The 19,942-nt window shown below is 56.0% G+C and carries 16 protein-coding genes; 6 read left to right on the top strand and 10 right to left on the bottom strand.

What is annotated here, in order from left to right; genetic code table 11:
- Positions 1–152: 152 nt before the first annotated feature.
- Together GKZ68_RS14960 and GKZ68_RS14955 are read left to right on the top strand one after the other, a co-directional pair.
- The gene (locus tag GKZ68_RS14960; RefSeq protein WP_173116161.1) at positions 153–878 is read left to right on the top strand and encodes an alpha/beta fold hydrolase; all 726 of its coding nucleotides are present in this window, start codon (positions 153–155) and stop codon (positions 876–878) included.
- Positions 875–1,903: a glycoside hydrolase family 43 protein gene (locus GKZ68_RS14955; protein WP_173116159.1), complete on the top strand. Its 1,029-nt coding sequence runs from the start codon at positions 875–877 to the stop codon at positions 1,901–1,903. The genes GKZ68_RS14960 and GKZ68_RS14955 overlap by 4 nt, the downstream gene beginning before the upstream one ends.
- Before the next feature lie 15 nt (positions 1,904–1,918).
- Here the strand turns inward: GKZ68_RS14955 and GKZ68_RS14950 are convergent, their stop codons facing one another.
- Complete coding sequence (locus GKZ68_RS14950) at positions 1,919–4,237, bottom strand: patatin-like phospholipase family protein (RefSeq protein WP_173116157.1); 2,319 nt, start codon at positions 4,235–4,237, stop codon at positions 1,919–1,921.
- A gap of 231 nt (positions 4,238–4,468) precedes the next feature.
- On the opposite strand from GKZ68_RS14950, the gene GKZ68_RS14945 reads away from it, so the two are divergent.
- Positions 4,469–4,954: a hypothetical protein gene (locus tag GKZ68_RS14945; protein ID WP_173116155.1), complete on the top strand. Its 486-nt coding sequence runs from the start codon at positions 4,469–4,471 to the stop codon at positions 4,952–4,954.
- 112 nt (positions 4,955–5,066) lie between these two features.
- Entirely contained in the window at positions 5,067–5,567 is a 501-nt protein-coding gene (locus GKZ68_RS14940; protein ID WP_173116153.1) for a DUF421 domain-containing protein, read from the top strand.
- A gap of 39 nt (positions 5,568–5,606) precedes the next feature.
- On the opposite strand, the gene uvrB is transcribed toward GKZ68_RS14940, so the two are convergent.
- From uvrB to GKZ68_RS22730, 6 genes are all read right to left on the bottom strand, one after another.
- Positions 5,607–7,652, bottom strand: coding sequence for an excinuclease ABC subunit UvrB (gene uvrB / locus GKZ68_RS14935; protein WP_173116151.1), 2,046 nt, complete (start codon positions 7,650–7,652; stop codon positions 5,607–5,609).
- 409 nt (positions 7,653–8,061) lie between these two features.
- Positions 8,062–9,663: an outer membrane beta-barrel protein gene (locus GKZ68_RS14930; protein WP_173116149.1), complete on the bottom strand. Its 1,602-nt coding sequence runs from the start codon at positions 9,661–9,663 to the stop codon at positions 8,062–8,064.
- Positions 9,664–9,679: 16 nt separating this feature from the next.
- Positions 9,680–10,309 carry an RNA polymerase sigma factor gene (locus GKZ68_RS14925; RefSeq protein ID WP_173116148.1) on the bottom strand — a complete coding sequence of 210 codons (630 nt, stop codon included), beginning with the start codon at positions 10,307–10,309 and terminating at the stop codon, positions 9,680–9,682.
- Positions 10,310–10,622: 313 nt separating this feature from the next.
- Positions 10,623–11,366 (bottom strand): shikimate dehydrogenase, encoded by a 744-nt coding sequence (locus tag GKZ68_RS14920; protein WP_173116146.1) that lies wholly within the window; start codon positions 11,364–11,366, stop codon positions 10,623–10,625.
- A 35-nt stretch (positions 11,367–11,401) separates the two neighbouring features.
- Complete coding sequence (locus GKZ68_RS22735; RefSeq protein ID WP_367949167.1) at positions 11,402–11,824, bottom strand: VTT domain-containing protein; 423 nt, start codon at positions 11,822–11,824, stop codon at positions 11,402–11,404.
- Positions 11,818–12,066 (bottom strand): hypothetical protein, encoded by a 249-nt coding sequence (locus tag GKZ68_RS22730; RefSeq protein ID WP_367949166.1) that lies wholly within the window; start codon positions 12,064–12,066, stop codon positions 11,818–11,820. Before GKZ68_RS22730 ends, GKZ68_RS22735 begins: the two co-directional genes overlap by 7 nt.
- Before the next feature lie 114 nt (positions 12,067–12,180).
- Here GKZ68_RS22730 and GKZ68_RS14910 point away from each other — a divergent pair, with 114 nt between their 5' ends.
- Together GKZ68_RS14910 and GKZ68_RS14905 are read left to right on the top strand one after the other, a co-directional pair.
- Complete coding sequence (locus tag GKZ68_RS14910; RefSeq protein ID WP_173116144.1) at positions 12,181–13,104, top strand: bestrophin family protein; 924 nt, start codon at positions 12,181–12,183, stop codon at positions 13,102–13,104.
- A 378-nt stretch (positions 13,105–13,482) separates the two neighbouring features.
- Positions 13,483–16,299, top strand: coding sequence for a T9SS type A sorting domain-containing protein (locus GKZ68_RS14905; RefSeq protein WP_173116141.1), 2,817 nt, complete (start codon positions 13,483–13,485; stop codon positions 16,297–16,299).
- An 85-nt stretch (positions 16,300–16,384) separates the two neighbouring features.
- On the opposite strand, the gene GKZ68_RS14900 is transcribed toward GKZ68_RS14905, so the two are convergent.
- The 3 genes from GKZ68_RS14900 to GKZ68_RS14890 form a co-directional block, all read right to left on the bottom strand.
- Positions 16,385–17,215 (bottom strand): phosphosulfolactate synthase, encoded by an 831-nt coding sequence (locus GKZ68_RS14900; protein ID WP_173116139.1) that lies wholly within the window; start codon positions 17,213–17,215, stop codon positions 16,385–16,387.
- 128 nt (positions 17,216–17,343) lie between these two features.
- Positions 17,344–18,741, bottom strand: a complete 1,398-nt coding sequence (locus tag GKZ68_RS14895) for a tetratricopeptide repeat protein (RefSeq protein WP_173116137.1) — start codon at positions 18,739–18,741, stop codon at positions 17,344–17,346.
- A gap of 149 nt (positions 18,742–18,890) precedes the next feature.
- Positions 18,891–19,916 carry an NAD-dependent epimerase/dehydratase family protein gene (locus tag GKZ68_RS14890; protein WP_173116134.1) on the bottom strand — a complete coding sequence of 342 codons (1,026 nt, stop codon included), beginning with the start codon at positions 19,914–19,916 and terminating at the stop codon, positions 18,891–18,893.
- Positions 19,917–19,942 lie beyond the last annotated feature (26 nt).

The raw sequence follows: 19,942 nt of genomic DNA, 5'->3' as shown, positions 1-19,942 counted from the left end.
GCAGCGCATGCCCGAATTTTACAAGTGTGCCGCGCCGCCAGGTACAACTATTTTTTGTTTTTGGATTCACCGTCGATTTTCGAACGGGCTACCTCTTTAACCAGCCCCCGGCTGGCGCGTAGAACGAACCGGCTACCAATCCCCTTGCCCCCATGACTACTTACCTTGCATTACACTACTGGGCAGGCTCTGGCCGTGAATTTGAGTTGCTCAAGCCATTGTTGCCGCCGGGCAGCCGCCTGCTAGCTCCCGACCTGCCGGGCTTTGGCGACCAGGCCGCGCCGGCCAGCTTCGACTACTCAGTGGCTAGCTATGCCGATTGGGTTGCGAAGTATAGTGAAGCCAATAAGCTGACTGATTACCAAATAATCGGTCATAGTATGGGCGGTAAAATAGCGCTGCTGCTGGCGGCCCGGCGGCCGGTGGGGTTGCGCGGTCTGTTGCTGCTGTCGCCCTCGCCACCCAGCGCCGAGCCCCTCAGCGACGCCGACCGCGCGGCTAGCCTGGCCGCCTATGGCCAGCCGGCCGAAGCCGAAAAAACGTTCGTGAAAATAACTGGTATTCCACTCCCCGAGCAGGAGCGCCAGCAAGTGGTGGCCGACAACCTGCGTACCACCCGCGCCGCCTGGGAGGCGTGGCTTCTGCACGGCTCGCGCGAGGACATCTCGGCCCAAATGCCCCGGATTGAGGTGCCGTGCCGCCTGCTGGTGGGGGAGAATGACCAGGCCATTTCGCCAGCGGTGCAGCGCCAGCACACCTTGCCGCTGCTGCCCGCCGGCACCGCGCTGGTAGTGGTGCCGGGCGCGGGGCACCTGCTGCCGCTGGAAGCCCCGGAAGAGCTATTCAAAGGTCAGTACGCTAATGACGCTGCGCTATGAACGCCCCACAGCCCGCGCAATTGCCGCCTACTGGTATTTACCAAAATCCCGTACTGGACACGGACTTTCCGGACCCCAGCGTATTGCTGGCGCCCGATGGCTATTACTACGCCTACGCTACCCAAACCCGGTACCAAGGGCAGGTTATCAATTTTCAGGTTGCCCGCTCGCTGAATCTGGTTGACTGGGAGCACCTGGGCGAGGCGCTGCCCCACAAGCCCGGCTGGGCCGCCACGAGCCAGCGCTTCTGGGCGCCCGATGTGAGCCGCCATCCCGATGGCCACTACCTGTTGTATTATTCGGCGCAGCCCAATGACCCCCTGGCGGGGCTGTGCCTGGGCGTGGCCGTGGCGCAGCAGCCGGCCGGCCCGTTTGTAGATAGTGGGCAGCCGCTGCTGGCGGGTGGGGTGGGCTTTGAAAATATCGACCCGATGCGCTTTGTGGAGCCTGTCACGGGCCGGCAGCTATTGTTTTGGGGCTCGGGCTTTGGGCCGTTGCGGGTGCGGCCACTGGCTCCTGATGGACTCAGCTTCGCGCCGGGCAGCCAGGAAACAGTGGTAATCAGGCCGCGCCTGGCTAGCGACTATGCCTCGTATGGCTACCTCATTGAGGGGAGTTGGGTACACTACCGCGCCGGTTGGTACTATCTGTTTTATTCGGGCGACAATTGCTGCGGCCCCGATGCGCGCTATGCCGTGCTGGTGGCCCGCGCCCGCACCGCCACCGGCCCCTATGAAACGCTAGCTGCCGCTACGGGCACGGCCGGCACCATTCTCAGCGAAAACCAGCGCTGGCAGGCGCCGGGCCATAACTGCCTGGTAACCGACGTGGCGGGGCAGGACTGGATGCTGTACCACGCCATTGACCGCCAGCAGCCTACCTTCGATGCCATCAATGACGAGCAGGGCTACTCGCGCCGAGTGCTGCTGCTTGATAAAGTTCAGTACGACGAGGCGGGCTGGCCGCACATCGGCACGCCTTCCACCGCACCGCAACCGGCGCCCCAGATTGCGCCCGTTAGCTAGGCTTTGCGCAAGCCGTTACTCCAGCGAACGACTTCTGAACAGGATATAGCCCAGGTGGGCATACAAACCAAAGCGACTGCTGGGGAGGGCCGAGTCATAATAAAGCGCGTGCAGGGCTAGCGGCCCCACTGGCGTGGTAACGATGAAACCCGTGGAGGCCGTCAGGTAGGGCCGGCTTACGCCCGACTGCCGCTCGGCCATCTGTTTATTATCGGTTAGCTCGGCAAAATTGACGTGCGCAAATACCTCTGAGCGCCACTCTATCTTGCCCAGCACTATCTGCGAGTAGCGTAGCCCCACCGCCGCGAAGCTGGGCGAGCGGTAGCGGTCCAGAAACTTGGTGCGCGAATCGGGCAGCGGGGCGAAAATGGGTGCCATAGTCAGCGACGAGCGGTAGTTAAAGAATTCGTCTTGGCCGCTGATACTCAGCTCCCCGAAGTAGCCCCAGGCCGATTTATCCTTGTGTAAAGGCAGGTACCGCTCGTAGGCACCCCGAAACTGCACCCACTGGTGGTGTTGCGAGCGCTCGCCCAGGTCGCGGAACAATGACGTTGAGCCGGGGTCGTATACCTCGGTGCCGGTCACGGCTCGCACGGTAAGCACGGCCCGTCGCCCCGCGGTGGCGTACTGCTTGCGGTTGAGCGAGTTGCGCGCGAAGCGCAGGGCCACCGTGCCGCCCTTAAATGAGGTGCGGTCGAGCACGGCCGAAGGCGAAATCTGGTCCACGATGTTGGAGTAGTTATCTACGTTGTAAAACGCGCCAACGTCGAGCACCAGGCGCGAGCGGTAGCGGGGCGACACGCCAATCTGCGCCCCGATTTTGGTGTCCTTTTGCTGCACCTGCGTATTGAGGGCATCGTTGCCGCCCAGCAGCGGGCTCGTTTGCTGATAATCCCAGTTATTATACGTTACCAGGGGCGCGATGTAGAACGGCAGCCGACCGGGGGCGTTGAGTCGAAACGTGCCCTGCGCCCCGTTGTAAAAGCGGCCCACGCTCACGTTGGCCGCCGCCGAGTAGAGCAGTTGCCGCAGGTAGCGAAACTCGACGCCCAGATACAGGCTCTCAATGGGCCGCGTGCTGAGCGTCAGGCCTATCTCGGTGGCAATGTTATTGTTGCGCTGCGCATCTACGCTAAATACGTAGCCTTTCAGGGCCTCATCGTAGCGAATGCGGGGGTAGATATTGCGAAAATAATCGTCCGAGGCCAGGCGGTAGTACCCCTCCTCCAGCGCATCGAGGCCGTAGGTAGAGCCTTCTTTGCGAAAAAAGCGCTGGGCATATTCGTTCTGGTCGGGGCGTAGGCCCTGCACTTCCACTTTCACAAAGCGCGGCGCGGGCACGCTCTGCTGGAAGGCTAGCCGGCGGCGCTGCAACTCTACGGTATCGATGCGCCGGCCGATGCGCTGCTTTATTTCGGCCATCCTCAGCTGGGCCGCCGTATCGCCCTTGGCAATGAGCGTGCGCACTTTATCAAAATCGGCCGCGCCCAGGCTGCCTAGCGCAGGCTGAATGTAGATGCCGTTTTTGCCCACGCTGTTGGTATCGGCCACGCTGGTACCCAGAAATACGAGCGTGCTCGTGAGGAGCGCATCGTCGGTCTTGTACGGATACTTCTTAAAGGCCACGTCGCCCACGTTTACACCAATGATAATGTCGGGCTTAAAGTCCTGCCGCATCACGTCGGTCGGAAAATTGTCGAGCACCGCGCCGTCGAACAGGTAGCGCCCGTCGAGGTTGCGAATAGGCCGGAAGGCTAGCGGATACGCCATTGAGTTGCGCACGGCATCGGAAAGCAGCCCCGATTTCTGCACCACTTCCCGGCGCGTAAATACCTCGGTGGCCAGGCAGCGATACGGCACAAACAAGTTGTCGAAGTTGTACTTAGCCGCGGCGCCGGCCGGGGCTAGCAGCCGCGCCAGCGCAAAATTGAGGTTCAGGTCGTTGACCAGATTGGGCGAGATATTGGCCTTGAAGGTCGAATCAATCGAGAGCCCCAGCCGCAGCGACGAAGGCGAAGGCTCGGCCGTAAGAAAATTGAATGTTTTGTCGGGCAGTACTTTCCCCGTAGCCCAGTTCTGAAATTCGTCCGACAACACAATCTGCTCAATATCGCGGGGCGAATAGCCGGCCGCGTACATGGCACCAACCACGGCCCCCATGCTATTGCCCACGATATAATCAATCGGGATGCCGTTGGCTTCCAATTGCTTGAGCACCCCTACGTGCGCCAAGCCCTTGGCGCCGCCGCCGCTGAGCACCAGCCCCACACGCTGGGCCAAAGCTGTTGGCCCTATTCCCAGCAACAGTAGTAAATACAGTAGTTTTCTATACATACAAATGAAATAAAACAATGAATATGGGCGCCTTACGCCGCTGGTTGGGCGGTGGTTGTCGAAATAGCAGCCGGTAAAGTACGACTTGGCAAGGCAATAGGCTGTAAAAAAGGAGTAGTTTGTTTAACAAATTGATTATGAATGTTAAACATCTTTTTCTAATTGACTTACGCCGTGCAACCTCAATTATTTTCTGCCGTAGGTCAATTGTTCTACTTTTCTGGCCCCCTGATGAAGACCCCTGCCCCCGAAGCCGCCGCCAGTAGCACCCCGGCTCGCAAACGTACCAAAACCCGCCCTGCTGCGCGCCGCCGCACCGACGAGAATACCTACACCGACCCCTCCCTGCGCGAGCGTCTAAAGACCGAGATTCGCGCTGCCGCCAAGGGTGGCGAGCCTGGCACCTGGAGTGCTCGCAAATCGCAGCTGCTCACGCTGGCTTATCAAAAAGCGGGCGGCGGCTATCTGCAGCGCCATCCTAACTCCAAGCAGAAGAGCCTACATCAGTGGACGGCGCAGGAGTGGCAAACTGCCGATGAGAAGCCAGCGCGCCGTCCCAATGGTACTACCCGTTACCTGCCCGCCAAAGCCTGGGATGCCCTGACGCCAGCTGAGAAAAAAGCTACCAACGCCAAAAAACAAGCGGGCTCCAAAGCCGGTGAGCATACCGTAGCCAACACCGCTGCCGCGAAGCGCGCCCGCAAACAAGCAGAGTAAGTGGCTTGCTACCAATGAATCGACTGGTTGATTTGCGGTAATAACTGCAAGTAAGCTAGTCGATTCGTGGCTAGCCCGTATAGGTAGGAAAAACTATTTACCACGGGCTGGCATGAAAGATTTTCTGGTTGACTTATTGGGGCTCGCTGCCAAGGCTGATACCATCACCACTAGTCAGATATGCTGGCGCACGCTGGTTGTTTTTATCATTGCGCTGGTGTTGCTGCGGGTGTCGGGGCGGCGCACCTTTGCCAGCAACAGCGGCCAGGAAACGGTGGTCAAATTTATGCTGGGCGCCATTCTGAGCCGAGCCATCGCGGGTGATTCACCATTTGGCGTCATCATCGCGGCGGCGGTTGCGCTGGTGCTGCTGCACCGGCTGCTAGCCTATGCCACGTACTTTTCCCCCGCATTTGGCCGGCTGGTAAAAGGAGAATCTTCCGTACTAGCCGAAGGCGCTACCGTCAATCACCACGAACTACGCCGGGCTAGCTTCTCGGAGGAGGCGCTGCACGCCGCCGTGCGCGGCGCGGCTAACCTCGGCGACCTCGCCCAAACCGAAACCGTGCGCCTGGAACACGATGGCACCGTGAGCGTGGTGAAAAAAGCTTAGCAAGCGCTGGCTCGCCGGGCTTATTAGGGCACCTCGTGATTAATCACGCTTGCTTTTCAGCATTTGCTTGAGCGCCCCCAACTCGTCGCGCAGCTTGGCGGCCTGCAAGAAGTCCAGCTCTTTGGCGGCGGCTTCCATTTGTTTTTCAGTGATTTTGATGAGCTTTTCCAGCTCAGCGCGGTTCATCATGGCCACTACCGGCTCGGCGGCCAGGGCTAGCGCGGCACCACCGTCGGCATAGGCCGTGGCGGGCGCCTGCGTTTCCACCACGCGGTAGTCGGCCAGGTCGGTTTGGCCCATAATCTGGGCGTGGCTCTTGCGCACCGTTTTGGGCGTGATGCCGTGCTCTTCGTTATATGCCATCTGGGTGGCGCGGCGGCGGTTGGTTTCGTCGATGGCGCGTTGCATCGAGCCCGTCATGCGGTCGGCGTAGAGGATAACCTTGCCGCGCTCGTTACGCGCCGCCCGGCCCATTGTCTGAATCAGCGAGCGCTGGTCGCGCAGGAATCCCTCCTTATCGGCATCCAGAATGGCCACCAGGCTAACTTCCGGCAGGTCAAGGCCCTCGCGCAACAGATTCACCCCAATAAGCACATCTACTTCCCCGAGCCGCAAGCGGCGCAGAATCTCTACCCGGTCCAGCGTCTTCACATCCGAGTGAATGTATTCGACCTTGATGCCGAGCCGCTCCATGTATTTGCTTAGCTCTTCGGCCATGCGCTTGGTAAGCGTGGTCACGAGCACGCGGTCGCCGGCTTTTACGCGCTCATCTACCTCGTCGAGCAGGTCGTCAATCTGATTGATGCTGGGTCGCAAGTCGATTTCGGGGTCAAGCAAGCCGGTGGGTCGGATAATCTGCTCCACCACCACACCGTTGGCCTGGGTCAGCTCGTAGTCGGCCGGCGTGGCGCTCACGTACACCGCCTGCCGATACATACTCTCGAACTCGTTGAACGTCAAAGGCCGGTTGTCAAAGGCCGACGGCAGGCGGAAGCCATACTCGATGAGGGCAGTTTTGCGCGAGCGGTCGCCGCCCCACATGGCCCGGATTTGCGGAATCGTGGCGTGGCTTTCGTCCACCACCAGCAGGTAGTCATCCGGAAAATAATCGAGCAAGCAAAACGGCCGCGAGCCCGGCTCGCGCCGGTCAAAGTAGCGCGAGTAGTTTTCGATACCCGAGCAATAGCCCAGCTCACGTATCATTTCCAGGTCAAACTCGGTGCGCTCCTGGATGCGGCGCGCTTCCACATCGCGGCCCTCCTTCTCAAAGTACTTGTGTTGCTGCACCATATCATCCTGGATTTCGTGAATGGCGGTGTTCAGCGTTTCTTTGCCGGTCACGAAGAGGTTGGCCGGGTAGAGCGTCATGTTCTTCTCGTCGCTCAGCTTTTTGCCGCTCGCCGGGTCTATTTTCTGAATCGCCTCAATCTCGTCGCCAAAGAAGTAGATGCGGTAGGCAAAGTCGGCGTAGGCCGGAAACACGTCTACCGTGTCGCCTTTCACCCGAAACGAGCCGCGCGTGAACTCGACCTCGGTGCGCGAGTACAAAATCTGCACGAACTGGTAGAGCAGATTATTGCGCGAGTAGCGCAGACCCGGCGCCAGATAAATGACATTTTTGCCAAATTCTTCGGGGTTGCCAATACCGTAGATGCACGACACCGAGGCTACCACCACCACGTCGCGCCGCCCGCTCAGCAGCGTGCTGGTGCAGTGCAGCCGCAGCTTCTCAATCTCCTCGTTGATGGCTAAGTCCTTCTCAATGAATACGTCGGAGCTGGCGATGTAGGCCTCGGGCTGATAGTAGTCGTAGTAGCTGATGTAGTACTCGACGGCATTCTGCGGGAAAAACGCCTTGAACTCGCCGTAGAGCTGGGCGGCCAGGGTCTTGTTGTGGCACAGCACGAGGGCCGGCTTACCGGTTTCGGCAATCACGTTGGCCATCGTGAAGGTTTTGCCCGTGCCGGTGGCCCCCAGCAGTACCTGGGCCGGCTCGCCGCTGTTTACACCCTGCACAAGCTGGGCAATGGCCGTTGGCTGGTCGCCGGTGGGTTTAAATTCAGAAGTAAGCTGGTAGGTCGACATGCAGAGGCGGGCAAAAACGGGCCAACCCCCTTAACCCCAAATGGCCGGCCGAGGTTTCTGCACTTCTACAGGCAGGGCTGAAAAAAGACCGGCCAACTCACCGGGTTTTGACTAGCGGGGCCGCCAGTGGAAGCAGTTAGCGCCAGCTCAGCAAGCGCCATGCCCCCGGCAGCTGAGTTTCTTGCTGCCCGGCGGCGGTTGCTCTGGCTAGTGGGGCATGCTTCAGACAATGGTGAGTGGCCAGCCGGGCTCCCAGGATAGAAGCGCCTGCCAGCGCCACAAGCAGGATGCGTAACGTGATGCCCATAAGGTTAGCGGATAGCGTGGAAAAGAATTTACCATCAAGTACTTCAACTTAAACTACGCTGGGTCGCAGATTTGGGTGCGCCCCCTGAATGGTTGGCCGCGCTTATTGCAGCTTGAATCCGCGCCCAAGCTCCATACCAGCTTCCAGCCCAAAGCTATAAGGCCGCTGCTGCCCCCAGAAATTCTGGCTAGGGTCAGTATTCAAACTTAGGATGCCTAGCTCGGTCACTGGGCCAAAATTGAGCGACCACTGGTGGCCGGCCGGCCGGTACTGTATGCCGGCGGCGCCCCGCAGTCCACCCGAGAAAGGCCGGTAGGGCGTACTGGCCGATTGCATGGTGTAGGTGCGGGCGGCTTCGGGGCTGCCTTCGACCTCGCTATGCACATTGAGCAGCGCCGATACAAATGCTCCCACCCGGCCATAAAAAGAGAAACCGGTTTTGAGTGAGTTAGAGTAGCGCAGTTCGGCGGGCACACTCACCGAGCGGTAGCGGTAAGAGGTGCGCTGCAAGCGGCGGACGGTATTGCTGGGTGCATAAGCCAGGCCAGCCTGGGTATAGCTTACATCGGCCACCTGCTCGCCTACAAAAGCCACCGAGCTGGCCGAGGTCGCCGTGTTTTGAGCTATTTCCAGGCCCGTGCGCAGGCTCCAGCGGCCGTTGCCCAGGCGGCGGGTAGCCCACAAACTCAGGCGCTGGCCCAGGCCCGGCCGCAGATTGTCGCGGTACTCGGCGGCCGCCGAGCGGGTCAGGCTAGCCGAGTTAAAGCCTAGCGCGGTATTGTAAGCGGTAGCGGACTTGGTCCAGTCGATGTTAGGCTGGTAGGCGCTGGCTGCATACGTAAGCCCGTATTGCCAGCGGCGAGCTAGCTCTAGTGGGGGGCCAGGAGCCACTGCCACTTCCGACAGATGGGCGGGTAGCGCAACGGCCGTGGGCGCCGCTAAGCTAGCCCAGCGAGCAGCCAGGCTAGCTTCGGCGGTCGTGGTAGCGGGGGCTGACGCAAATTCTTGGCTCGCACCCTCGACCGGTGCAGCAACTTGCGCTACGGTCAGTTGGTCAGCGGTTTGGGCAGCGTTGGAAAGTGTAGCTGTCGCAAGCCCAGCCCTGGCAACGAGCGTGCCGGCAGCCGCCGACAGGGTGCCAGCTACCTGCCCTGCTGGCTGGCCGGCAGTACCTGCTGGCATGCGAACGGAGGCTGGCCGACGCCGGCCAGGCACCTGACCATAAAGCTGGCCGGCCGTCTGAGTTGCATACCTAGCCGCTGGTCGAGGTAATTGGCCGCTGGCTAGCGCCGCAATACCAATAGAAGACGTGCTGGAAGAAGCAGAAGCGGCCGCAGCCGTAAGAGTAGCAGTTTGGTCGATAGCAGTAGGAGTAGCGGTAGAAAATGGAGTAATGGGTCCGGTCAGCTGATTTGGGCGGCTTGGCTGCGTAGTGGCCTGCGCCAGCGAGGGTGCAAGGGCCGCGTTGTGCTGGCTGCGCCACCAGCCGCCGCCCGCCAGCGAAGCCAGCAGCAGGCTAGCCGCCATAGCCCACCGGTAGGCTAGCAGGCGGCGGCGATATTTTTCGTTTTGAGCTAGCAGCAGGCTGTTATCGACCTGCTCCCACACTTGCGGGCGCGGGCGCACGGCCGCCGCTTCGCTCTCCAGCAAGTGGTGGCGAAACAGCTCTTCGAGACTTCCCTTAGGCGGGGTGGAAGGATTCATGATAAAGGATAATAGCTTATTTAGTAGGCGGTTGCAGGCGGGCTAGCTTGGTTTGTAGCACTACCCTGGCGCGCGAGTACTGCGATTTGCTGGTGCCTTCCGAAATCTCCAGCAGCTCGCCGATTTCTTTGTGCGTGTAGCCCTCAATAGCATAAAGGTTGAATACCAGCCGGTAGCGCGGGGCAAGCTCCTGCACCACGGCCAGCAGCTCACCGTAGGCATAGTTGCTGAACGTAAATTCTTCGCTGGCCAGCGTTTCGGGGTAGTCACCGTCGCTCACTGCTACCAGCGGGGCATTGCGCCGGTGCTGGCGCAGGGCCGCATTCACCATAATGCGCCGAATCCAGAATTCGAGCGGGCACTCGCGCCGAAAGCCTGCCAGCGTCCGAAACACCGTCACGAAGCCTTCCTGCAACACGTCTTCGGCCTCGAAAGTAGTCTGGGCATAGCGCAGGCACACGGCCATCATGCGCGCCGAGTAGCGCTCATACAATTGTTTCTGCGCCGCCTGGCTGCCACGCAGGCAGCCGTCGATTAGCGCCTCTTCGCTAAGGGCAGCGCTAGGGGTCGAGCGGCTCACCGTGAGTTGGTTAGCGGCCGGCTTTGCCAGGCCAATGGCCAGCGCGGGCCAAGCAGCAGCACTCATGAGCCGAGCCGGCTCGGGCCGGAGTAAACTAGTTGTAACATATACGCTGCTGACTGCGAACGAAAGATACGCTTCTCCCGCAAGGATTAAACTCCCTGCTTCCTCATCTTTAAACAAGAATCCTTTGCCTCTCAAATCGTTGCACCATCGGCTTGAATAATCAAGCAGGTAAAGATATTGCGTTGATAATCTGATATTTGTAATGTAATAAACAGCTGCCAGTTCAAAGTGGTAGCAACGCGAGTCTATCAAAAGAACGGCCCTGCCCTGCTACTTGGTAGCACGACAGGGCCGCCACTGCAGGCTGTGCAGCCTACTGCTTCGTCCAGATGTCCCAGGCGGCTTCCGCCTGCAGTTCCAGCATCTCGAAACCGTTTTGGATGTGCGCCCCGGCGGCTAAGCCTTGTTGCAAAAACGAAGTTTCGCGCGGGTTATAAACCAGGTCAAATAAGTAGTGCCGGGGCGTAAGCGCCGCATAGGGCAGGGGCGGGCGCTCGGCTACTGCCGGAAAGGTGCCGAGTGGCGTAGTATTTACGATGAGCGAATGGCTAGCCAGCAAGCTCGGCGTTACTTCTTCATAGGTCAAACCAGCCCCGTGCGGGCCGCGCGAAACGAGCTGGTACGGAATGGCCAGCTCGTGCAGGGCTACGGCCACGGCTTTGGCCGCCCCGCCCGTGCCCAGCACCAGCGCCCGGCGGTTAGAAGCATCGGGCGGATAAAACCGGCGCAAAGACTCCCGAAAGCCTACGTAATCAGTATTATGGCCCGCCAGGCCGCCGTCGGGTAGAAACTCAATGACGTTGACGGCCCCCACCAGCGCGGCCGAGGGGGCAACCCGCATGAGATAGGGCCAGATTTTTTCCTTGTAGGGGATAGTCACGTTCAGCCCAGCCAAGCCGGGGTAGCGAGCGAGTAGCTGCGGCAGTTCGCTGGCTTCGGCCAGCTCAAACAGCTCATAGCGACAATCAGTAAGGCCCAGCTGGTTGAACTTCTGGCGGAAATACTGTTGCGAAAAAGAGTGGGCCAGCGAGCGGCCCAACAACCCGAAAGTGCGCATAATAAACGTAGGAATCAGTGCCCGTCTGCCTGCCGCTAGGCTGGGTCTCCCTGTAGCTTACCTTTCAGAAACTGCACGAGAGGCGGCACAATCGAAACCAGCACAATACCGTAAATAACTAAGTTATAGTGTGCTTTAACCCATTCGTTGGAGCCTAGCAGGTAGCCTAGCAGCGAAAGCGAAACTACCCACAGCACCGCGCCCACGATGCTGAACGAGGCAAAGTGGCGATACGTCATGGTGCCCACCCCGGCCACAAACGGCGCAAACGTGCGTACAATCGGCACGAAGCGCGCCATGATAATGGTTTTTCCACCGTGCTTGGCGTAGTACTCCTGGGTTTGCTCCAGATACTTGCGCTTCAGAAAGCGAAAATCTTCCCGGAAAACCCGGGGACCCAGGTAATCGCCGATTGCGTAGTTGACATTGTCGCCGATAAATGCTGCCGCTATCAGCATGGGCACCAGGTAAAAGATATTGAGCAGCGGGTGGCCGGTCTGGGGCTGGGCTGCGCCGCCAGGGTGCCAGCCACGAATAAGAGCGAGTCGCCGGGCAAAAAGGGGAATACAATAACCCCGGTTTCGGTGAAAATTATCAGAAACAGAATGAGATAGGTAAGGTTGCCATAATCGTGCACCACATTCACGAGGGTCTTGTCGAGGTGTAGGATGAGGTCGAGAAAATGTTTGAGCAGCTCCATGAGAAAGACAATAAGGCAGTAAAGTAAAGCAAGGCTGGTACGAAGATTGCCAGAGGCACCCCAACGCGAACCCTACTGCTCACGTTAAAAGAGTCGGAAAAAAATCTACTTGCCATGATTGTGTACAAAGGAGGTGACTGGTGGCAGGCGCTCCGGCACTTTCACACGTCCATCGTTATTCGCCAGCTTCTGGTGCGGGTCAGTCTGGTCGGTATTTATGGCGCGGCTATTGCAGTTTGGGGGCTCGAATACCACCATCATATGCTGAATATCAGCCGCGAATACTTTTCCTTTCTCGGTATTCTACTTAGCCTGCTGTTGGTGTTTCGTACCAATACCGCATACGACCGCTACTACGAAGGCCGGCGGGTGTGGGGCGAATTAGTATCGCAGTGCCGGGGCTTGGCTATCGAGTTCAATGCGGTGTTGCCCCGCGATGCGGTGGCTAGCCGCCGCTACTTCGCGGCACTCATCTCCAATTTCCCTTTTGCGCTCAAAGGCTCATTGCGCGGCGAGATGAAGTTCGAGCAAATGGAATCAACGCCTGACATCATGGAGCGCCTGCGCACGGCCGAAAACGTGGCTACCACGCTCATTGCGGTGCTGCAGGAAAGCGTGGAGCAATTGCGGCAGGTAGAGATAATCCGCGATACGCACCTACTCACCTTTAAGCCGCATTTTCTGAATATGATGTCGGTGAGTGGTACGTGCGAGCGCATCAAAGCTACACCAATCCCGTTTTCTTACACTTTTTTCATAAAAGCCTACATTTTGACTTTCATCGGGGTCATGCCCTTCGTACTTTTGTCTACCTCTGGATACTTTATGATTCCCATTACTATGTTTGGTGCCTATGCCCTGCTAGGATTGGAAATGATAGGGGAGGAGATAGAAAACCCTTTTGGTCTGGATTCCAATGACTTACCTATTACGCAGCTTTCTAATCGAATACGTGTAAGCGTGCACGACGTATTACGAGTTGAATTATCTGATAAAAAGAAGGCGCTGGCTACCCCACCCTATAGTGTGGTACATTAATAGCTAGCCTTCTATAACTGGATTGCCGGGCTTAGCCAGGGCGTTCCATCCCACCCACACAAGTTGCCTTTCGCAATCCCGGCTTGCTAGCAGCCGTTGGATTGTCATGGGTATGCCCAGGGGTTGAATATAGCCCCAGGGCTGAAAAGCAAGGCTCCATACCCTGCGAGCGCTGCTTCAGTTACTTGCCCAACCTTTTCTTTTGATGAGCTTGCAAATAGCCCAATAGGCTAATTTGAAAGGATAGCTACGACTGCTAAAAAATTGCATTTTAAATTTTTTTAAAAAAAATAGCACCTTTTTCCTAACCCCCGTATAAGGCGGCAATCGTCCTTAACACGACATTTCTCTTCGTCATCCCCACAACATTTTGACCACATGAAAACTACTACACTTAATCGAGAGCGGCCGCGTGGCAGGCAGTCGCTCTTTCTGCAAATTTTATTGCCATTCTTAGCCTTATTTGTAGGGCTAGTGAACTCGTATACAGTACGAGCTCAAACAGTATCATCTACATATTATGATGATGATATTACGCTCACTCAGAAAACCTCAAGTAGCACCACGGCTACTACTAACAGATATGCAGGTAGTGTTTATCCAGGAGATACTCCTTATAGTACTGAGGCTACACTTGGCAAAGGTACTCCTAGCCAAGACCTAGGTACTTATAATGCAGACGGCACAAGTCAACTGATATTAAACGGCGGTTCTATTGTAGCTAGCCCACCTCCTGCTTTAACAGGTAAAGTAAATGTTACTTATTCTATCACTGCAGCCCGATTGATATATCGGGTATATCAGCAAGGTACCACCCCGGGTACCTACAATTCCGTACCCCTACCCGCCAATGGCACTGCCAACGGTGCCTCGCTATATTCTAGCAACTCAGCCAACTTTAATTTGTTAGCTGGTTTAACTATTGGAGGTAAATATATTTTAGAAGTTGCCTTCCAAACTGATACAAAAGGTTCGAATGGTACTACCAATAGTGACCAAGACCCAGCCACTACTACCTATCAAGCTATTTTTACGCTTAATGCTCCGCCGGCTCCGACACTGGTGGGAACATACGTATATATCGCACCTAATGGTGGGGCCAACAGCGTTTACAATGTATCACCGCCTACCCCTAACCCCTATCAGGGAGCTAATCTAGGCACATCTTACGATATAAATTCAGGTATTCTTTTGTTGAATGGTGGCGCAGCAAACACAACTGAATCTGGGGCTAATACTATAACCAACGTTACCCTTTACTACCGCGTACGTCTAGTTGGTTCGGGTGGCGGGGCGTTTAGTTTTATCAATCTTCCTCTGACATCGAACAGCAACGGAGCAAAAACATTTTCTAAAAACTCGGCTAATATTAACCTGATTCAGGGCCTGCCAAATACTGGCAATTATTCGCTGGATATCTATTACCAGGCTAGTGGTACCAACTCATCAAACCCTAATAGCCCCGTCACTATTACTCAGACCGATAATAATAACGGTTCGTACTATTCAGCTACTTTTACGGTAACTGGCACGCCGATTCCATCTACCGTGTGGATGGGGGGTACGAATGATGACTGGTTTAATGCTGCTAACTGGACCAATGGTGTACCGACAGCAGGTACGAATGCTACCATTCGCAACTTAGGTACGGGTAACACAGGTCTCTACCCGAATATTTACTCAGGTGTTAGTTACACCGCTACCGACACGAAAGGTGTTAAAACCACTGTTGATAATACCAACAGCGGCCCCGCGATGACTCGCGATTTGACGATGGAAGGAAACACCCAGTCTGACCGTTCGATTCTACGTTTACAAGCAGGTAAACTAAATGTGAATGGTAATTTTAGTAATCCCCAACTTAGCTTTATTCAGCGGGAATATACTACTATTGACTTTAGTGGAACTAATCAAACCATCAGCAACGGCGACTTTGACCAGGTAGTTATTAGCGGCTCTGGGGTAAAATCTGTTATTGGTTTAATGACCGTTAAACAGTCGATTACATTTACTGGAGGCCTTTTGGTTACTGACATTACCAAAACGGCATCTTCTCAGGTAACGCTTGCTGACCGTGACCCCTCGAATAATAACGATGGGGCCCAGCTAATAGGCGAAACGGATGCCCACTATCTGCGTGGGTTTGTGCGCACCACTCGAGGGACAACCAACCTAGAAGAGGTTTATACCTACGGTAACATGGGTATGACTCTAAAATTCCACGCTACTTCCTACACAGACCCTAACGGCAATGCGTTGTCCGGCGGCAATCCTGGCAATGTGGACATAACGCGCAACACAGCTGAGGCTTATAATCCGGTAGCAAATACCAGTGGTATCCGCCGGATATTCGGAGTACGGCCTGGCAGCCCAGGGGCTACTACAGGTGGCTTGAATGCTGATATGACGTTCCACTACTTGGATAGTGAAACAATGGGCTTGGGTTCAGGCGGTAACGTCAATATCGATAAGAACAACTTGGTTCTATTCCTTTCGACTAACAGTGGTAACACCTTCACCAACCTAGGTCGCACTAGCAATGATATAGTAAACAATGTGGTGACCCGCAATGCGGTAACTACGTTCGCTACGTTCACGCTAGGTGACAAAAATAACCCGCTGCCGGTGAAGCTTGTGGCTTTCGACGCCAAGCGCCAGGGCAACAATACCCTGGTAACCTGGGCTACTGCTGACGAAACCAATAACGCCGGTTTTGAGGTGCAGGTGTCGAGCGATGCCAAGACCTTCCGCAAGCTGACGTTTGTGAGCAGCTACTCGAATAACAGTGTAGCTTATCAGACCTATAACTATACCGACATTGAAGCTGGTAAGTCGGGTGTCCGCTACTATCGCCTGCGTCAGGTAGACTTGGATGGTAAAGACTCGTACTCGCCGGTGCGTGCGGTAAGCTTTGCTACTGCCGCTGCGGGTGCAGTTGCCATAAACGTTTACCCCAACCCTTCAGCTACGACCGACCAAACTACGCTGGTAGTGCAGTCGCCGGTAGCTGGCCAGGGCCACTTGCAAGTAATGGACCTGGCTGGCCGTACTATCGTGAGCCGCGATATTACTACGTTAGCTGGGGTAACGGAACTGGCAGTGCTTAGTAGCAGCGAACTGAGCGCCGGTATCTACCTGGTAAAAGTGACGATGCCTTCGGGAGAGGTTAAAACAACCCGCCTGCAGAAGCGCTAAGACTACTTGCTTGGTCTATGCAAAAGGGCTGACTCGTAAGAGTCAGCCCTTTTTTTGTGGATTTACTATTTAATATCGTGCAAGGCTACCCGCGAGGCATCGACGTACCGGGTTTACCGGTCTTAGCTTCCGGATGAAACATGGGGTCCACTGCATCCATATCCAAAAAATGAGAAAACGTATCGCCACGCAACCCCAATCGGATGGTTTCGAGGCTTACAATCTCATTTGGAGCAATATTACCTAAGTTCACATTAGCTCCTAGTAGCTTGATAAACCAAACTTGCTGCGCTTTTTGCGGGGCTTCCCAAATAATGCGCTCCGATGGAATCTTGGTCAGGATTTCTTCGACCAGCCCCGAGCGAACTTCGCCTGTGCTGCGAAACAAGCCTACGTTGCCACCTTCGCGGGCTTCTCCAATTACCTTGATGGCACCGGCTTCTAATTCGGTTTGCATCTGCGAAATCCACTTATAGGGCGGAATAATCTTTTCCGCATCCTTAGAGCCAACCTCACTGAGCACTTTTACCGACTTGCTTAGCTCACGAATAAAGTCGCACTTGCGGTCGTGATTGAGGTCTATGCTGCCATCCGATACTTCGGCATACTCTAGGTCAAAGGTGTCGAGCAGGCGGCGGTAGTCGTCAAACTGATTGCGGATAATGAAAGCCTCAAACAAAGTACCGCCTAGGTAAACCGGAATGCCAGCTGCACGATAAATATCCAGCTTGCGCTTCAGATTAGGCACCACAAAGGAGGTAGCCCATCCCAACTTAACAATATCGGTGTAAGGCGCGCCTACTTCTATGAAGTCTTCGACTTCACGTAGGCTCAAACCTTTATCCATCATCATGGTAAAGCCTTGCTCACGAGGCTTTTGGGTGCGTTCGGGGAGCTGGGAAAGCGAATAATTCATGTGCAGTAAAGCAAGCGGCAGCCCGCTGAAAAAAAGGACAAAAAAACCTGCCCGCTCAGCGAGCAGGCAGGTACAAAATTAGCTCAGAAAGCACCTCAGCTGCCGAAGACTATCGGCAGTGGCTAAGGCTACTTGCGAAACTGCTCAATGAGCCGTTGCAAAGCCGGCTGCTTTTCCAACTCCGGAAAATAGTCAAACAGCAAGGAATGCTGCTCATAATTAAGCGTAAGCGCAGTTTCCAATTCCAGATAGGCCTCGCGCAGGCGGCCGGCAGCCAATAAGTAGGCACATAGCATATAGTGAAAATGCGCCTCGTGGGGATGGAGCTCCACGGCGTGCTGTAGCAGTTCCACAGCTTCTTCGTAATGCCCTTGCTCATAGAGAATAGCGCTCCAGCTTACCCAGCCAGTGGCATCATCAGGCGCCACCTCCGTCGCCTTTTCGTAGGCTTCAAGGGCGCTGACAACATTGCCTACCTGATTTTCGGCTGCGCCAAGAGCTGCCCAGTATTCGCCGCTTTCGCCATAAAGCTGCACGGCCTTGCGGAAGAAATGCAACGCCTCGAAAGGGCGCTCCTGCTCTTGCAATAGTACACCCTGCCCAAACCAGGCCTCATCCATGTCAGGATTGATTTCAAGGGCTTTGCGGTAGTATTGCCGGGCTTGCTCCCAGGCACGCAGCTTCTCGTAGCACTCCCCGATGTTGCATAGCGCCTCGTCGGTAGGCTCATTGAGCGGGTAGCTCAACTCAAACTCCGCGATAGCTTTTTGGTATTGCTGCTGGCACACATACGTATCGGCTAGCCAATGATGCGCATCGTAAAAATCAGCCTCAATCACGATGGCATAGTCAAATGCTGCCGCTGCCTGCTCGTATTTTTCCAAGCGGTAATAATACTGCCCTAAGTTATACCAGGCCACGACCGAGTAAGGGTCGTCATCAGTAAAACGCTGAAAAAAATCCTCGTGCTCGGGCAGTCGATTGCTAACTTCCAGGCAGTTGAGTAGTTCCTGCACCGTTGTCTCGTTATCAGGATGCAGGCGTAGGCTATGCTTATAATGCCGCGCCGCACTCTTGTACTTATGCCAGCTTTGGTAGGCCAAGCCCAGATTAAAGTGGATATCCTCACGGTCAGGATTGCGCTCCAATGCCGCTTGAAAAAAGCGTACGGCCTCTTCAAAATCACCGCGCTGCGTAGCAATGATGCCACGTGTTACGGCTACATCGGCATTGTCGGGGTCGAGGCTAGCCACATTGGCAATCTGGCGCTCGGCTTCGGCATAGTCGCCGCGCATGGCAGCTATTTGGGCACGGTCGATAAGTAATTCGGTAGAAAACGGATATTGGCTAAGCGCCGCTTCACAAGCCTGCTGGGCTTTGTCGAAAGCTGCATTGGTAACGTAATGGTCGATGATTACTTCAAACTCTTCTAAGTCAAAGAATACTGCCTCATCGTGAGCCAGCATTCGCTCGTAGCGACGCACAGTGTCCTGAGCGGCTTGTGGGTCATCAAATGGTTCGTTCATGCGCATAATAGTCACGAATTAGTACGGATAGGATAGTGCTTGACAAGCTATTAACTTGGTGCTAAAAGCCGGAGCAAACCGCTAACCAGCGGCTGGTCACTTTATCTGGTTCAGCCGGGCCAGCGCCGCCCTACGCTATCCGCTATTCGCTAAGATACAACCGTAGGGTGGGCTGCGAGGTTCGTTTTAGTGGTTTCGGCTAGCCACGCTATAGTTTCGGCGAGGGGACGAAAAGACAGACCGGTGGTATGCTCTGCCTTGCGGGCATCATAAAGCACGGGTTGCCGACCAGCCCGCGCCGTATCACGGGTGATGAGCGGGCGGGCGCCCGTGAGCATAGCGCGGACCTGTTCCAGCCGCCAGATAACCTCGGCGGCCCAGTCGGGCACGGCTACCGTGGGTGGGCGTCGCCCCAGGGCAGTTGCCATGTCGGTCAAAAATTCTCCCAACGGACAAAGGCTACCGTTGAGGATATAGCGAGCAGCTGGTAGTTCGGGCAGGTCTAAAGTTAGGCGCACTAATTGCACTGTTACATCGCGCACGTCTACAAAATTGAGTTGTCCTTGGGTGTAGAAGCGGTGCTCATCGTAAGCATAGCGCAGCAGGCGCGTGCTACTACGCCGCCAGTCGCCCGGCCCCAATACTATTGAAGGATTAACGATAACTGCACGTAATCCTTCGGCTATGCCCCGCCATACCTCTAGCTCAGCTAGGTACTTGCTGGTGGCGTAGGCCGGATGGCTAGCCCCGAGGTCCCAGGTTGCCGTCTCATCAAGCAATAGTGGCGTAGCGCTATTATTACCGGCTGGTTCAACGGCCGGCTGCCCCAGGGCCGCCACCGATGACACATATCCTAAGCGAATACCAGGGTGCAGTAAGCAGGCATCTACTATAGCAGCGGTGCCCTCTACATTTACTTGTAGGAGTGCGTCTTCATCCTGAGGCGCGTAAGATACGAGTCCGGCACAGTGAAATACGTGCGTAACCTCAGCGGAGAGCGCATGCACTAGCAAAGTGCTGTCGACTAAGTCGCCCTGCACCCACTCTATGCCAGTTGGGGCGAGGGTAGGTGGCGCCGACCCGCGATAAAGAGCCCGTACGGCTAGCCCCCGGGCCCGCAATTCTTGCAGAACAAAAGAGCCGATGAGCCCGGTACCGCCCGTTACAAAAATCATAGTTTCAAAAAAGGTGAAACAAGCTT

The sequence above is a fragment of the Hymenobacter sp. BRD128 genome (genome assembly GCF_013256625.1).
Taxonomy (GTDB): Bacteria; Bacteroidota; Bacteroidia; order Cytophagales; family Hymenobacteraceae; genus Hymenobacter.
This window is presented reverse-complemented; position numbering and strand designations above follow the sequence as displayed.